Origin of the sequence: Bacillus cereus group sp. MYBK101-2 (assembly GCF_051918845.1) — a bacterium.
Taxonomy (GTDB): Bacteria; Bacillota; Bacilli; order Bacillales; family Bacillaceae_G; genus Bacillus_A; species Bacillus_A paranthracis.
In genome coordinates, this window is record NZ_JBQAIE010000001.1 from 799,741 (window position 1) to 815,576 (window position 15,836).

Sequence of the window (15,836 nt, forward strand, 5' to 3'; positions counted from 1 at the left end):
TTCATTTTACATATAAAAAAGGCGGACGATATACCGTCCACCTTTTCAGTACTTATTATTCAGCTTCTTGCTCATCAGCTAGAGTGTTGAACATTTCTTGTACCATTTCCCACTCTTCTTCAGATTCGATTGGAAGTAAAGTTCCGCCCTCTTCTTCATTTTGCTCATAAGCCATTGCATCATAAATTTGGTCTCCATCTTCGTCTACTTCACCGATTGGAGAGAAGACTACGTATGATTTTTTGCCAAATTTTTCAGCGTCAAAAGTGAAAATAATTTCACATAAATGTTCGTTACCTTTTTCGTCTACAATTGTAATTTGATTTTCTTCCATTTTGGTCACCTCTTATTTACTATCTAAAAATCCTTGTAAGATTACGACTGCAGCCATCTTATCAATTACTTGCTTTCGCTTCTTACGGCTTACATCGGCCGAAATGAGTAGACGTTCCGCTGCCATCGTTGACAAACGCTCGTCCCACATTACAACGTCTAATTGTAACAGCTCTCGTAGGTTTTCTGCAAATTGTTGGCATGCTTCACCACGCGGGCCAATTGTACCATTCATATTTTTAGGTAAACCTACTACTATCTTGTCCACATCATACTGTTTTACTAACTCAGAAATGCGGTCAAAACCAAATTGACCTCGTTCTTCGTTAATCTTGATTGTTTCAAGCCCTTGCGCTGTCCAGCCCATTTCGTCACTAATTGCAACCCCGACTGTTTTTGTACCTACATCTAAACCTAATATCCGCATAAATTACTCCTCACGATGATGTTTCAAGTAAGACTTCACAAGCTCTTCAATTAATTCATCACGTTCAAGCTTGCGAATGATGCTTCGCGCATCTTTATGGCGAGGTATGTATGCTGGGTCTCCACTTAATAAATAACCGACGATTTGGTTAATCGGATTATAGCCTTTTTCTTGAAGTGCATCATACACAGTTAAAAGTACATCATTTACATGGACACTCTGTTTTTCATCTTGAATGCTAAACTTCATTGTTTTATCAAAACCGTCCATTTCAAGCACCTCACTTATATAGTAAGTATAGGGAGAAGAACTTCTCCTCTCCCTACCATTGTACACTACTATCTCTTTATTTTGAAACAGATTTAACGTACTCTTGTACAAATGCTAAAGCTTCCTCAACTTGCGCTGGGTTTTTACCGCCCGCTTGTGCCATATCAGGACGGCCACCACCGCCACCACCACAACGAGAAGCTACTTCTTTCACAAGTTTACCAGCATGATATCCTTGGCTAATTAAATCTTTCGTTACGCCAGCTAAGATGTTTACTTTATCATCATTTACAGACGCTAATACGACAACTGCAGATTGTAATTTATTTTTTAGGTCATCCATCATCGTGCGTAAGTTGTTCATATCTGCAACATTTACTTTTGCCGCTAATACGTTCACGCCATCAACTGTCATTACTGAATCAGTTAAGTTTCCAGCTTCAATATTGCTTAATTTTGCTGCAAGAGATTCGTTTTCTTTTTGAAGTTGTTTTACTTCAGCAAATAAACCATCTACTCTTGTTAAAATGTCTTTTGGATTTGTTTTCATTTTTCCAGCTGCTTCTTTTAATAAACCTACTTGATCGTTCATTAATTCATAAGCAGACTTACCAGTTACTGCTTCAATACGACGAGTTCCTGCACCGATACCAGACTCAGCAACGATTTTGAAAATACCGATAGAAGCTGTGTTATCAACGTGACAACCACCGCAAAGCTCTAAGCTATAGTCGCCAACTTGTACAACGCGTACAACATCACCGTATTTTTCACCGAATAATGCCATTGCGCCCATTTCTTTCGCTTCTTCAATTGCTTTTTGAGAAATCTCAACATCAATACTTTCCCAAATTTTCTCGTTTACGATACGCTCAATTTTTTCTAATTCGTCAGCTTGTACTTGACCAAAGTGAGAGAAGTCAAAGCGTAAACGTTCAGAAGTTACAAGAGAACCTGCTTGGTTAACGTGTGTTCCAAGTACGTCTTTTAATGCTTGGTGTAGTAAGTGAGTTGCTGTATGGTTCTTCACAACGCTACTACGGTTTTTCGTATCGATAATAGCTTTTACAGCCGCATCTTTCGTTAATGTACCTTCTTCAACTACAACTTTGTGCAAGTTTTGGCCGTTTGGTGCTTTTTGTACGTCTTTTACAAGAACTTTCACGCCGTCAGCAAGAAGGTAACCACGGTCTGCAATTTGCCCGCCGCTCTCAGCATAGAATGGTGTTACATCAAGCATTAATTGTCCTTCTTCACCTGCTTGTAAGCTGTCTGCGTATTCACCGTTTTTCACAAGTGCAACAACGTTACTTTCTGTTGCAACCGTACCGTAACCAACGAACTCGCTCGCTACTTTCACTTCTCCAAGGACACCGCCTTGAACTTGCATAGAATCAACGTCTTGACGAGCAGCACGTGCGCGCTCACGTTGTTTTTCCATTTCATTTTCAAAGCCTTCATGATCAACTGTCATACCAGCTTCTTCTGCATATTCTTCTGTTAATTCAATTGGGAAACCGTATGTGTCATATAGACGGAACGCATCTACTCCAGAAATAACAGCTGTTTTTTCTTCTTTCGCTTTTGCAATAACTTCAGCTAAAATTGCTTCACCATCATGAAGTGTTTCGTGGAAACGCTCTTCTTCATTTTTCACAACTTTTGCGATGAAATCTTTCTTTTCAAGTACTTCTGGATAGAAGTCTTTCATTACTTCTCCAACAACCGGTACTAATTCAAACATGAACGGACGATTAATGTTTAATTTCTTAGAGTAACGAACAGCACGGCGTAATAAACGACGTAACACATAACCACGGCCTTCGTTAGATGGAAGAGCACCGTCACCAACAGCGAATGTTACTGTACGGATATGGTCAGCGATTACTTTAAACGCCATATCTTTTTCTAAGTCACCATTACGATACTTCTCACCAGAGATTGTTTCTGTTGCACCAATCATCGGCATGAATAAGTCCGTGTCAAAGTTCGTAGGTACATCTTGAACGATAGATGTCATACGCTCTAGACCCATTCCTGTATCGATGTTTTTCTTAGGAAGTGGTGTATATGAACCATCTGGATTATGGTTAAATTGAGAGAATACAAGGTTCCATACTTCTAAGTAACGCTCGTTTTCTCCTCCTGGATATAATTCTGGGTCACTAAAGTCATTACCGTAAGCTTCTCCGCGGTCATAGAAAATCTCTGTATTCGGTCCACTTGGTCCTTCACCGATGTCCCAGAAGTTTTCTTCTAAGCGGATGATACGCTCTTTTGGAACACCCATTTTCTCATTCCAAATTGTGAATGCTTCTTCATCTTCTGGATGGATTGTAACGGATAGTAATTCTTTATCGAATCCGATCCATTTGTCGCTCGTTAAGAATTCCCAAGCCCAAGTAATTGCCTCTTCTTTGAAGTAATCGCCGATTGAGAAGTTCCCTAACATTTCAAAGAATGTATGGTGACGAGCTGTTTTCCCTACGTTTTCAATATCGTTTGTACGAATTGATTTTTGAGCATTTGTAATACGTGGATTTTGCGGGATTACACGTCCATCAAAATATTTTTTTAATGTTGCTACACCACTGTTAATCCATAGAAGAGATGGATCTTCATGTGGAACTAGTGATGCACTAGGTTCTACTGCATGTCCTTTTTCTTGGAAAAAGTCTAAAAACATTTGACGAATTTGTGCGCCTGTTAGTTGTTTCATTGTATTTTCCTCCTTAAATATAAAAAACTCCCGCCCCTATAAAAGGGACGAGAGTTAACTCGCGATACCACCCTAATTATGAATTGATTACTATAACAATCAATTCATCACCTCATGGTGCCGTAACGTGGCAAGACGGCAGTGATTAGCTGCTCTCAGGATTAGCTTTCTGTTACCCTTCATTTAAAGCTTCTTTCAGCCATATGGAAGCTTCTCTCTATAAATGGACTGTAACGTACTTGTTCCGTCATTGATTTAATGTATTATATGACTAAATATAATAGAATTCTCTTAAGTTTGTCAATGTAGATAATCATTTTACACATCTTCTTTTTTCCAAAGAGGCCTTACATGAACGATCACTGTACGAATGACCGCTAAAATAGGAACTGATATTAATAACCCTACAATTCCTGCCACTTCTCCCCCAACTAATAATGCAAGCATAATAATAACAGGATGCATGCGAAGCGACTTACCAACGATATAAGGGGATAAAATGTTACTTTCTACGAATTGCAAAATAGCAATCGTAATCCCCGCTTTAATGAGTAAACTTGTTGATACCGTTGCTGCAATCATCAATGCTGGAATCGCTCCTAAAATAGGGCCAAAGTATGGGATTATATCTGTTATCCCGATGATGATGCCAAGTAATAATGGATATTTCATACCGATAAACCAAAAAGAAAGAACCGATACTCCTCCTAATACTAAACAAACGAATAACTGTCCGCGAATATAACTTCCAAGTGACTTATCAATTTCTTTCGCCAACATTTGCCCCGTACTACGCCACTTACTCGGGACTAGTTTCCAAAAGATATGATAAAACTCGCCGTAATCTTTTAATATGTAAAATACAATGAACGGAATTAAGAAAATAATGAGTAACGAATCTAGTACACCACGAGCTGTGCTCATCACTTTATTTAAAAGTGCTTGTATCTTCGTCTCTACTCCGACAAAAATTTGTTTCACCTTTTCATGAATAAATGACGGAAAATTCGCTGTTTGTTCTGTAACACCATCCATCCACGAATCATACATCTTTGTAAACTGCGGGAATTGTTCATTGATTTCTTGTAATTGCTTAATCACAACTGGCGTTCCTTTATAAATTCCATAACCAATCCCGCCAAAGAAAAGGATGTAAATAAGCAAAATAGCGAGTGTACGCGGCATCCCTTCCTTATGAATTTTTTCAATTAAAGGATGCAATAAATACGCAATGAAACATGCAATAAGAAACGGTGTAATGGCCACTTTACATACAAAAATAATCGGTGCCCATAGCGGCTTAATTTTTAAAAAAACGAGCAAACAAAGAAAAACAAGTAACAATAACCCTAAACGATATATCCAAATGATTTTAAGATTCTTCACACGAAAAACCTCCTCCACCTTTATTTTGAAAATAAATAGGGTAGGTTATGTGCAAAAGTTTTAAAATCTTTTCGTGCAGACCATACTGTTTTGTAAAGATGTACATATCCATAACGTAACAAGGACAACCACCCGTGAGAATGCAGCATGAAACAATATAATCAGGAGGGCTCATAATGGTTTTATTTATGCTCATATTATCTGCACTTTTTATGATTCTTGAATGGATTTGTATCGGGTTTGGTATTTGGAAAGGCTTCTTTATTCGTTCCTCACGAAAAGAAAAAGCGAAGCAATTATTTCATTACGGAATGCTTGGCGTTGGATGTTACGGCCTATCTTATCTCTTCTCTGAAATTGGACTTTTATATTTGCATACAAGTGCATAAAAAAACTCCCTCATCATGAAGGGAGTTTTTTACGCTTATAAATAAGATTTAATCATCTTACGTGCTTTTTTCATATTACGTTTTGAAAATACATCTTGTTTGCGAGCATATTGATATGCTGCCGCTCCAACACCTAATGCGATTAATGAATTGCGTAGATTCAAAGTAAATCCCCCTTTTCGTTATCCGATCGTTCTTTCATTCTCATCAAATAAATCATCAAGAGAGCTTAGTGAACCATCTTCTTCTACTTGATGCGTATGGATTTTCCCCTTTGAAACCGATAATTCGATATAACAATTCCAGCAATAAAATTGGTTGACACCTATTTTTCCAATGTCTTTCCCTTTGCAATTTGGACAAATAAACATATGGCGTTCATCTCCTTACAGTCTCCCGGATTCTATTCGCCATTATGTCCAAACTGCATTCATTTATACATTGCTGGAGCCTTTCAACGTTATACGTTTGAAAGTTTCACTATATAATTTCACCTTGTTACATGAAATCATACGGTGAAATGTTTTCCACGTCCATTTCTTCGCCGTTAACCGTTACCATCTGTACTTCTCCTTGTGATTCTTGCAATCGACTAGCTAAAGTCGTTTGACGCATTGCATCATCAAGGCGATTTACACCAGACTGGAAAGCAGCTTCCTCCCCGCAAATAATAAGGAACTTCTTACTTCTTGTAATACCAGTATAAATTAAATTACGACGTAACATACGATTATAACTTTTTACTATCGGCATAATCACAATCGGAAATTCACTACCTTGTGATTTATGAATCGAACAGCAATAGGCATGTGTAATTTGATTTAAATCTGGTTTTGTATATGTTACCTCAATTCCATCAAATGAAACGATAATCATATCTTGTTGCTCAACGTTCTCTTTCGCATAAAACACCGAAACAATTTCGCCGATATCACCATTAAATACTTGGCTCTCCGGCTGATTAACGAGTTGCAAAACTTTATCGCCTCTTCGGTATACAACATCACCGTAAGCAATTTCTTTACTCTTTTCTCTTTTCGGATTAAACACTTCTTGCAACGCTTCGTTTAGTACATTAATACCAGCCGGTCCACGATACATCGGGGCCAATACTTGTACATCTCTTGCGCTAAACCCTTTTGTCTTAGCGTTTTCGCAAACCTTCTTAACAACTTCAACAATTTGAGCTCCTGTGCAGCCGATAAATGAACGATCTTTTTGGTTTTGCGCTAAATCTGGTGGGAGCGTTCCATTTTTTATCGCATGGGCAAGTTGAATTACTGATGAACCTTCTGCTTGACGATAAATTTCAGTAAGCTTTACAGTTGGAACTGCACCTGCATTCAATAAATCTTTCAATACTTGTCCAGGCCCTACAGATGGTAATTGATCTTCATCACCTACAACGATAACTTGAATGTTCGTCGGCAATGACTTAAACAGCTGATTTGCAAGCCAAATATCAACCATTGAAAATTCATCAATAATAAGCAACTTCCCTTGTACCGGATCTGTTTCATTACGCTGGAAAGACCCTTCTGGCGTCCATCCAAGTAAACGGTGAATTGTACAAGCTGGAAGCCCTGTTGATTCACTCATTCGCTTCGCTGCTCTTCCTGTTGGAGCCGTTAATAATATCGGAAATGGATTATCATCACTATATTCATTCGGATTTAACGATAGCCCGTGAAGTGACGCATACATTTCAACAATTCCTTTAATAACTGTTGTTTTCCCTGTTCCTGGTCCACCTGTCAATAACATCATCGGTTTATGAAGTGCCGTTTGAATTGCTTCTTGCTGAAGTGGTGCATACTGTACGCTCAGTTGTTCTTCAATTTCACCTAACGTCTTTAGCACTTCTGCTTCAGGAAATGAAGGTGTTTCTTCTTGATTCATAAGCCTGCGAATGGACTTTACAACACCTTTTTCAGAGTAGAATAACGTTGCTAAATACACTCGCTCTTCTTCTATGATGACTTTCCCTTCACTTTGCATCGTTTCAATACAGCCTACAATATCTTCCTCAGTCACTCTTCCTTCTTGATTGTTTAAAAGTGACATCGTTTCTCTTACAAGTTGGTCTTTCCTCATATAAACGTGACCAAGTTGTAATGAGACATTCTCTAACGTGTAAAAACACCCTGCGCGTACACGGTCGTCGTGATTACCCGATATCCCTAACGCACGCCCTATATCATCCGCTCTTCCAAAACCAATCCCGTCCACTTCTTCGATAAGTTGGTACGGGTTATTACGAATCACTTCTAATGTCATCTCTTTATATTGTTGGTAAATCTTAATAGAAAGCTTCGTTCCAAAACCGTAGCCATTTAAAAAGCTCATTACTTTCTCTAATCCTTGATGTTCAACAATTGTCTCATAAATTTCTTGTGCTTTTTGCTTGTTGACAACACCATTTAAAGCCTCAGGATCATCCATAATTTTAGAAATAGCATGTTCCCCCAGATGGTCCACAATTTTTTCAGCTGTACGCTTTCCTATCCCTTTAAATAAATCACTCGCTAAATATTGCACCATACCAGCTTTCGTTTGCGGCAATTCTTTCTTAAACGTTTCGACCATATATTGTTTTCCATACTTCGGATGGTCTTTAAAATGACCTGTCAACGTAAACACTTCATCTTCATGCATGCGAGGAAAATGACCGTTTATCATTACTTTCTTTTCGTCGTACGTTTCATTCGTTTCAATGACTTTCATACTGACAACGGAATAGAGGTTTTCTTCGTTGTGGAAAATGGTATGAAGAACTTGCGCTTTTATAAACTTTTTTTCTTCCTCAAACAAATCCATTGCATGTTGATTTCCCATCTTTCCTCTCCTTTCCGGTTTCATTTCACTTTAATGAGCAGTACATCCCCCACCTATTTAGATGAGGGATAACTACTCATTAACTATATTTTCATCTTATTCAGCTTCTTGCTCTAATAAACGAACACCATTACCAGCTAAAAAGTGATCTGGCTGAATTTCAGTTGCTTTCTTAAATAAAGCGAGAGCTTTCTCGTTATTATCTTCAAATACGTATGCAACACCTAAATTATAATACGCATCTGCATGCTCTTCATCCATTTCTAATACTTTTTCAAAGTAAGGCTTCGCCTCTTGAATATGTTCCAGTCGCGCAAAGCAAAGTCCACACTGGAACACAGCTTCTACATCGTTTTCATCTAATTCTGTTGCTCTTTGTAAAAACGGCAGTGCAAGACGGTCATTTCCAAGTTGCACATGTGTAATACCTAGCATAAATGTTACATCAGCTGATTGTAATCCAGCTTGCATCGCTTGTTCAAATACAGCTTTAGCCTCTGCAAATTGCTCTTGACCGTAATATACATTTCCTAATCCATAATACGCAGCCGCTGATTTATCATCTAACTCCAATGCACGTTTATAAAATAAAATTGCTCTCTCACTGTCACCTAGTACATCTAATAAGTTCGCAAAATTAATATATCCAAGCGCATCTTTCGGATTTTCTTCGATTGCTTCTGTGAAATTTTTAGCAGCTTCTTCCCAGTTTCCTTCTTGCATATATTGAATACCTGTTTCAAGTTTGTTTGACATGTCCTTCACCTCTACAACAAATTATAACAAAGAATGTATTTTCCAAGCGAACGAAAATTCGCCTTATATAAAAGAAACCTCTAACCGCGAATCGGCAGAGGCTTCTCTTTTATCCTAAATAATCCAATTTCTTACCGCTACGGTACACTTCATCAATTGTAGCACCGCCTAAACACTCATCTCCATCATAGAAAACAACTGCTTGTCCTGGTGTAATTGCACGAATTGGCTCGTCACAAAGAATACGAACTGTATTTTCATCAACGATTTGAACCGTTACTTTATTGTCTTCTTGACGATAACGGAATTTCGCTGTGCACTTAAATTCTTTTTCTTTCGCTTCATTACTTACCCAGCCAACATTCGTAGCAATAACTTCATCGCCATATAGAAGTTCGTTATGGAATCCTTGATCAACATATAAAATGTTTTCTTTCAAGTTTTTCCCAACAGCAAACCACGGATCACCGTTACCACCAATACCAAGGCCATGACGTTGTCCAATTGTATAGTACATTAAACCGTCATGCTTCCCTTTCACTTCGCCAGATAACGTTTGCATCACACCTGGTTGTGCTGGTAAATAGTTACTTAAGAAATCTTTAAAGTTACGCTCACCAATGAAGCAAATACCAGTACTATCTTTCTTCGCCGCTGTCGCTAAACCAGCTTCTTTCGCCATTTCACGAATTTGTGGTTTCTTCAGTTCACCAAGCGGGAACATTGTTTTTGATAATTGCTCTTGGCTTAATTGATTTAAGAAATACGTTTGGTCTTTATTGTCATCAACGCCGCGAAGCATTTTATATTCGCCGTCCATATAAGCAACGCGTGCATAATGACCTGTTGCTACATAATCAGCACCGAGCGCAATGGCATGCTCTAAAAATGCTTTAAATTTAATTTCTTTATTACACATTACATCTGGGTTTGGTGTACGACCAGCTCGGTATTCATCTAAGAAGTACGTAAATACTTTATCCCAGTATTGTTTTTCAAAGTTTACTGCATAATACGGAATACCAATTTGGTTACACACTTCAATTACATCATTGTAATCTTCTGTTGCTGTGCAGACACCATTCTCATCTGTATCATCCCAGTTTTTCATAAAAATTCCGATTACATCATAACCTTGCTCTTTTAATAAAAGAGCCGCTACAGATGAATCGACGCCACCGGACATCCCGATGACAACGCGTGTTTCGTGAGGTAGTTTGTTCATCATGTCACCTCCCATGCTAATTTTGTGTTAATCGCTTCACGATTTTCACTGTTTCGTACGCCGCTTTCTCAATTTGCTCTTTCGTATTTCCAAGCCCGAAACTAAAGCGTACGGATGAACGTATTTGATCGGAGTCTTTTCCGAACATCGCTACTAATACATGTGATGGATCAATCGAACCAGCTGTACAAGCCGAACCACTTGACACTGCAATGCCAGCTAAGTCTAAGTTCACAAGAAACGGTTCAATGTTCATTCCTGTAAAACTAATATTAAGCACATGTGGTAAGCGATATTCTAAGTTTCCGTTTACCTCGAAAGTAATGTCTTCATTTTTGAAGACAGATACCATTATATCTTTAAACTCTTCATATTGGGCATTTTTTTGCTCACGAGTTTTTTCAGCTAGCAAAATTGCATGTTGCAACCCAACGATGCTCGGCACATTTTCAGTACCAGCACGGCGTTTTCTCTCTTGCTCCCCGCCTATTAATAACGGTTCAAATTTCACGTCTGCACCAGCGTATAAGAACCCGACACCTTTTGGCCCGTTAATTTTATGAGCCGAAATTGATAATAAATCAATACCAAACTCTTTCACATCAATTTCTACTAAACCGTAAGCTTGTACCGCATCTGTATGGAAATAAGCTTGATGCTCTTTTAGCAGCTTACCTATTTCCGCAATTGGTTGCATCGTCCCAACTTCATTATTCCCAAACATAATAGATACAAGAATTGTCTCTTCTGTTAATGCCTTTTGTATGTCAGAAACTTGAACGCGTCCTGTTTCATCAACAGGTAAATATGTCACTTCAAATCCTTCACGCTCTAACAATTCACACGTATGCAAAATTGCATGATGTTCAATTTGTGTCGTTATAATATGGTTACCTTTATGACGGTTCGCACGCGCTACACCGATAAGCGCTAAATTATCAGCTTCCGTACCACCGCTCGTAAATATAATTTCATTCGGATTCGCATGAATGCTACGTGCACATGCGCGTCTCGCCTCATCTACTGCATGGCGCGTTTGACGTCCATAAAAGTGAATACTAGACGGATTTCCGAATGTTTCTGTCATATATGGAATCATCTTTTCGACCACTTCCGGGTGAGTCGGAGATGTCGCAGCATGATCTAAATAAATGCGTTCCATTAAATCTCCTTCTTTCCAAATCGTTTCACAAGGAATTAAATGTAAAACATATAGCCCCCGTGATTTTCTTCCTCATAACGTACTAAATCTTCTAACGTTGTACTATCTAACACTTCTTGCACCGCATCACGAACACGCATCCATAATTGGCGTTGTGCTGGTTCTTCTTCTTCTATCATTTCTACAACACTAATCGGACCCTCTAATACACGGATTACATCCCCAGCTGTAATATTAGCTGGCTGATCTGATAATACATACCCGCCATATGCTCCGCGTGTACTCTTTACTAGACGCGCGTTACGAAGTGGTGAAATTAATTGCTCTAAGTAATGTTCCGATAAATCATGTGCCTGCGCAATTGATTTTAAGGAAATTGGACCTTCACCAAACTTTTTTGCAAGATCGATCATAATTGTTAAGCCGTAACGGCCTTTCGTTGAAATCTTCATCTATTTTGCACCTCTTTTCAAATTTTCACTTCTATTGGTTATATCTTATTTATAAAAGAACACAATTTAAAATCCTATGAAATTATAGCATAATATAGTATTATAAGAAATTTCAACTTGTGTATCAAAATGATAACATAAAATCACATTGAAAAACTCGGAAATTATTACAATTGAAAGAAAAATGAAAATATTCATATTCATTTTTCCCACAAAACAGCATCCTATTTCAAATTCCACTAAAAAAAATGATACGATAGAAAGAGATTATACATTAAGGGAGACGGTAAAAATGAAACAACCACTCGCACATCGAATGCGCCCTACAAATATTCAAGAAATTATCGGACAACAACATTTAGTTGGTGAAGGAAAAATTTTATGGCGAATGGTCCAAGCAAATCATTTTCAATCTATGATTTTATATGGCCCTCCAGGCACTGGAAAAACATCCATCGCGAGCGCAATTGCAGGAAGTACCGGAACCCCTTTTCGCTTATTAAACGCTGTTACTCATAATAAAAAAGATATGGAAGTTGTCGTACAAGAGGCAAAAATGCATCGACACCTCGTTTTAATTTTAGATGAAGTACACCGTCTAGATAAAGCAAAACAGGATTTTCTATTACCTCATTTAGAAAGTGGACTCCTTACCTTAATTGGTGCGACGACGAGTAATCCGTTCCATGCTATTAATTCTGCTATTCGAAGTCGGTGTCAAATCTTCGAATTACACGCATTAACAGAAGATGATCTTTTAATTGGCTTAAAACGAGCACTTGAAGATAAAGAAAAAGGTCTTGGGGAATATGATGTAACTGTTACGCCTGAAGCATTACATCACTTCGCAAATGCATCAGGCGGAGATATGCGTTCCGCTTATAATGCACTGGAACTAGCTGTTTTATCTAGCTTTACAACTGATGACAAAGCTGCGGAAATTACGCTGGAAATCGCCGAAGAATGCTTACAAAAAAAGAGCTTCGTTCATGACAAAGGCGGAGATGCTCATTATGACGTATTATCAGCATTTCAAAAATCGGTGCGCGGAAGTGATGTAAATGCAGCACTTCACTATTTAGCACGTCTTATTGAAGCTGGTGACCTGCAAAGCATCGGTAGACGTCTTCTTATTATGGCATATGAAGATATTGGACTTGCTAGCCCGCAAGCTGGACCGCGTACACTAGCCGCGATAGAATCAGCTGAACGCGTTGGATTCCCAGAGGCACGCATACCACTTGCAAATGCCGTTATTGAGCTTTGCCTATCACCAAAATCAAACTCAGCTTATAAAGCACTTGACGCTGCCTTACACGATTTACGGAACGGGCAAACAGGCGACATCCCAAGTCATTTAAAAGATAGTCATTACAAAGGCGCAGAGGCACTTGGAAGAGGCATTGGATACTTATATCCACACGACCATCCAAATGGTTGGGTACAGCAACAATACTTACCTGATAAAATAAAAAACAAACAATATTATAAACCGAAAACGACAGGGAAATTTGAACAAGCACTTTCTACTGTATATGAAAGATTACAAAGTTCGAATAAAACGAAAAATAAAGGGTAACATAAGCGAAAACGTCACCATTATGGAGGCTTCGCTTATGAAAACACGTCAAGATGCATGGACAAAAGAAGACGATCTCCTTTTAGCAGAAACTGTTTTACGACATATTCGCAGCGGCAGTACACAAATAAAAGCATTCGATGAAGTCGGCGATGCTTTAAACCGCACTTCCGCAGCTTGCGGTTTTAGATGGAATGCTGAAGTAAGGCCGAATTATGAAGATGCGGTGCAGCTTGCGAAAAAACAACGTAAAGAATTAAAGCGTTCTGAAGCTAAAATAGAAAAAAATCAGTTCACAAAAACGAAACAACTCGTAATCGACGCTGAGTTTTCAGAAGATATTGTACCAAGTAAACAAGAACTTACAATGCAAAATGTCATCTCGTTTTTGCAAAACTTGGAGCACAATAATCCTTCACTCGCAAAGTTACAAACTGAAAATGAAGTATTACAAACTCAGCTCACTTCCTTGCAAAAAACGAATGATGAGCTCGAAACTAAATTAGCTGTACTCACAAAAAAACAACAAGCAATCGAAGAAGATTATGCAATGCTCGTTAGAATTATGGATCGTGCTCGAAAACTCGTTTCAGTTGAAGAACAAGAAGAGCAGATCGCTCCCATTTTCAAGACAGATCAAAATGGAAATTTAGATATTATTTATTCTGCAGAGAATTAAAAAAGATGTCACCTAGCCCAATTTTCCGGCTAAGTGACATCCTTTTTTGTCTCTTCGATGGATAGCATATTGGTAAATGAAATTATATCGATGATTTTTCGAATATATCTATCGTAACTTACAATATATCAACGATTTTTTAATTATATCGACTATTCGACAAGGAATATCGATTTACCGACAAATATTTACAAAATAAGTAAACCTGCTATACAAAGAACTCCCCGAATCAACTGGATATTTTTTACTTAAATGTTACTATAAACATATACGATTGAAAGGAGCTGATTGCCATTTCATTAGTAGCCTTCAAAATAACTCTCGGTATTCTCGTTCTAACGTTAGGTCTTTTTACCATTCACAGTTTAAAAAAGACCTCAGGTTATAAATCAGACAAATATGATTATTACTTACTGGCCTTGCTTACATTTGAACTAGTAGCAATGCAAATACCCCTATTTCTTTAGCACATATAAAAAAGCATATATCCGAAATGGATATATGCTTTCATTTTATTCTTGCCCTACACGTTTCACTTCTACATTTTTAATGCGTTCCCGTACAACGTGACTTGCCATAATTAAGCCTGCCACAGATGGTACGAATGCATTTGATGAAGGTGGTAATTTCGCTTTACGAATTTTTGCATTTTCGTCTGGTACGATTTCTTTACGTACTTCTTCACGAATTACGATTGGGTTTTCGTCAGAGAAGACAACTTTTACACCTTTTTTAATGCCCTCTTTACGAAGCTTCGTACGAATGACTTTCGCAATTGGATCTGTATGTGTTTTAGAGATGTCCGCAATACGGAAACGAGTTGGGTCCATTTTATTTGCTGCACCCATACTTGAGATAATTTTAATTTTACGACGTAAACATTGTTTAATTAAATGAATTTTGAACGTAATCGTATCAGATGCATCCACTACAAAGTCTAAACCGTACTTAAAGAACTCTTCATATGTTTCATCTGTGTAAAACATTTCTAGTCCAATTACTTCACACTCTGGGTTAATGTCTGCAATACGCTCTTTCATTAATTCTACTTTTGAACGTCCTACAGTAGATACTAAAGCGTGAATTTGACGGTTTACGTTTGTAATATCTACAACATCTTTATCTACTAATACGAGACGCCCAACTCCAGAACGCGCTAACGCTTCAGCTGCAAAAGAACCTACGCCGCCAATTCCTAAAATACCGACTGTACTATTTTTTAATATTTCAAGTCCTTCTTTACCGAAGGCTAATTCATTACGTGAAAATTGATGTAACATTCAGCTCTACACTCCTATTACAAAAATGGTCTACCATGTATTCTAGCGTTTTTCCGACTATTTGTATAGAAAAAGTTATAGAATTCCTAAAAATACATATTTCGAGAATGAAAACATAGTGTAAACCGGACTTTTTAAACTTCCTTCCAATACACGTTTAAAAAGGAGGATCCAGAGGGCCGAGCAGATCGAGGCACGTATGCTAGGAGGAGCGCAGTGTAGCGTTACTACTCGAGCACCGGACTAGCATACGTAACGACGAGATGCGACAGCCATCTGAACCGGACTTTTTAAACAACCTCTCAAAAAAAGTCTAGACGGCTATAGTATAACCATCTAGACTT

At 38.1% G+C, this 15,836-nt stretch carries 16 protein-coding genes and 1 other annotated feature; of the genes, 3 read left to right on the forward strand and 13 right to left on the reverse strand.

Annotated elements, in window-relative coordinates:
• Nucleotides 1-55: 55 nt before the first annotated feature.
• From ACTFSI_RS04290 to ACTFSI_RS04310, 5 genes are all read right to left on the reverse strand, one after another.
• Nucleotides 56-334 carry a DUF1292 domain-containing protein gene (locus tag ACTFSI_RS04290; protein WP_000392247.1) on the reverse strand — a complete coding sequence of 93 codons (279 nt, stop codon included), beginning with the start codon at nt 332-334 and terminating at the stop codon, nt 56-58.
• Between the two features lie 12 nt (nt 335-346).
• Nucleotides 347-760, reverse strand: a complete 414-nt coding sequence (gene ruvX, locus ACTFSI_RS04295) for a Holliday junction resolvase RuvX (RefSeq protein ID WP_001221197.1) — start codon at nt 758-760, stop codon at nt 347-349.
• Between the two features lie 3 nt (nt 761-763).
• Complete coding sequence (locus ACTFSI_RS04300; RefSeq protein WP_000348590.1) at nt 764-1,030, reverse strand: IreB family regulatory phosphoprotein; 267 nt, start codon at nt 1,028-1,030, stop codon at nt 764-766.
• A gap of 76 nt (nt 1,031-1,106) precedes the next feature.
• Nucleotides 1,107-3,749 (reverse strand): alanine--tRNA ligase, encoded by a 2,643-nt coding sequence (gene alaS, locus ACTFSI_RS04305; RefSeq protein WP_000811819.1) that lies wholly within the window; start codon nt 3,747-3,749, stop codon nt 1,107-1,109.
• Nucleotides 3,750-3,789: 40 nt separating this feature from the next.
• Nucleotides 3,790-4,009, reverse strand: a binding site (T-box leader).
• A 58-nt stretch (nt 4,010-4,067) separates the two neighbouring features.
• A complete protein-coding gene (locus ACTFSI_RS04310; RefSeq protein WP_000793117.1) occupies nt 4,068-5,135 on the reverse strand; it encodes an AI-2E family transporter in 1,068 nt (355 codons plus the stop codon).
• Between the two features lie 176 nt (nt 5,136-5,311).
• Between ACTFSI_RS04310 and ACTFSI_RS04315 the strand changes: the two genes are divergently transcribed.
• Nucleotides 5,312-5,524 carry a hypothetical protein gene (locus ACTFSI_RS04315; RefSeq protein WP_000242543.1) on the forward strand — a complete coding sequence of 71 codons (213 nt, stop codon included), beginning with the start codon at nt 5,312-5,314 and terminating at the stop codon, nt 5,522-5,524.
• 35 nt (nt 5,525-5,559) lie between these two features.
• On the opposite strand, the gene ACTFSI_RS04320 is transcribed toward ACTFSI_RS04315, so the two are convergent.
• From ACTFSI_RS04320 to cymR, 7 genes are all read right to left on the reverse strand, one after another.
• The gene (locus ACTFSI_RS04320) at nt 5,560-5,688 is read right to left on the reverse strand and encodes a YrzQ family protein (RefSeq protein WP_001053553.1); all 129 of its coding nucleotides are present in this window, start codon (nt 5,686-5,688) and stop codon (nt 5,560-5,562) included.
• Nucleotides 5,689-5,706: 18 nt separating this feature from the next.
• A complete protein-coding gene (locus ACTFSI_RS04325; protein ID WP_000469281.1) occupies nt 5,707-5,895 on the reverse strand; it encodes a hypothetical protein in 189 nt (62 codons plus the stop codon).
• 127 nt (nt 5,896-6,022) lie between these two features.
• Nucleotides 6,023-8,359, reverse strand: coding sequence for an SF1B family DNA helicase RecD2 (gene recD2, locus ACTFSI_RS04330; RefSeq protein WP_000528090.1), 2,337 nt, complete (start codon nt 8,357-8,359; stop codon nt 6,023-6,025).
• 96 nt (nt 8,360-8,455) lie between these two features.
• The gene (locus ACTFSI_RS04335) at nt 8,456-9,115 is read right to left on the reverse strand and encodes a tetratricopeptide repeat protein (protein ID WP_000066393.1); all 660 of its coding nucleotides are present in this window, start codon (nt 9,113-9,115) and stop codon (nt 8,456-8,458) included.
• 109 nt (nt 9,116-9,224) lie between these two features.
• Nucleotides 9,225-10,340: a tRNA 2-thiouridine(34) synthase MnmA gene (gene mnmA, locus ACTFSI_RS04340; protein WP_001038006.1), complete on the reverse strand. Its 1,116-nt coding sequence runs from the start codon at nt 10,338-10,340 to the stop codon at nt 9,225-9,227.
• A gap of 16 nt (nt 10,341-10,356) precedes the next feature.
• On the reverse strand, nt 10,357-11,502 hold the full coding sequence (locus ACTFSI_RS04345; protein WP_000439904.1) for a cysteine desulfurase family protein: 1,146 nt from the start codon (nt 11,500-11,502) through the stop codon (nt 10,357-10,359).
• 35 nt (nt 11,503-11,537) lie between these two features.
• A complete protein-coding gene (cymR, locus tag ACTFSI_RS04350; protein ID WP_000704116.1) occupies nt 11,538-11,954 on the reverse strand; it encodes a cysteine metabolism transcriptional regulator CymR in 417 nt (138 codons plus the stop codon).
• 292 nt (nt 11,955-12,246) lie between these two features.
• On the opposite strand from cymR, the gene ACTFSI_RS04355 reads away from it, so the two are divergent.
• Both ACTFSI_RS04355 and ACTFSI_RS04360 read left to right on the forward strand, forming a co-directional pair.
• On the forward strand, nt 12,247-13,533 hold the full coding sequence (locus ACTFSI_RS04355; RefSeq protein WP_000812933.1) for a replication-associated recombination protein A: 1,287 nt from the start codon (nt 12,247-12,249) through the stop codon (nt 13,531-13,533).
• A 37-nt stretch (nt 13,534-13,570) separates the two neighbouring features.
• A complete protein-coding gene (locus tag ACTFSI_RS04360; RefSeq protein ID WP_440045242.1) occupies nt 13,571-14,212 on the forward strand; it encodes an RsfA family transcriptional regulator in 642 nt (213 codons plus the stop codon).
• A 512-nt stretch (nt 14,213-14,724) separates the two neighbouring features.
• Here the strand turns inward: ACTFSI_RS04360 and ACTFSI_RS04365 are convergent.
• Nucleotides 14,725-15,492 carry a tRNA threonylcarbamoyladenosine dehydratase gene (locus tag ACTFSI_RS04365; RefSeq protein ID WP_000903179.1) on the reverse strand — a complete coding sequence of 256 codons (768 nt, stop codon included), beginning with the start codon at nt 15,490-15,492 and terminating at the stop codon, nt 14,725-14,727.
• Nucleotides 15,493-15,836: the final 344 nt, after the last annotated feature.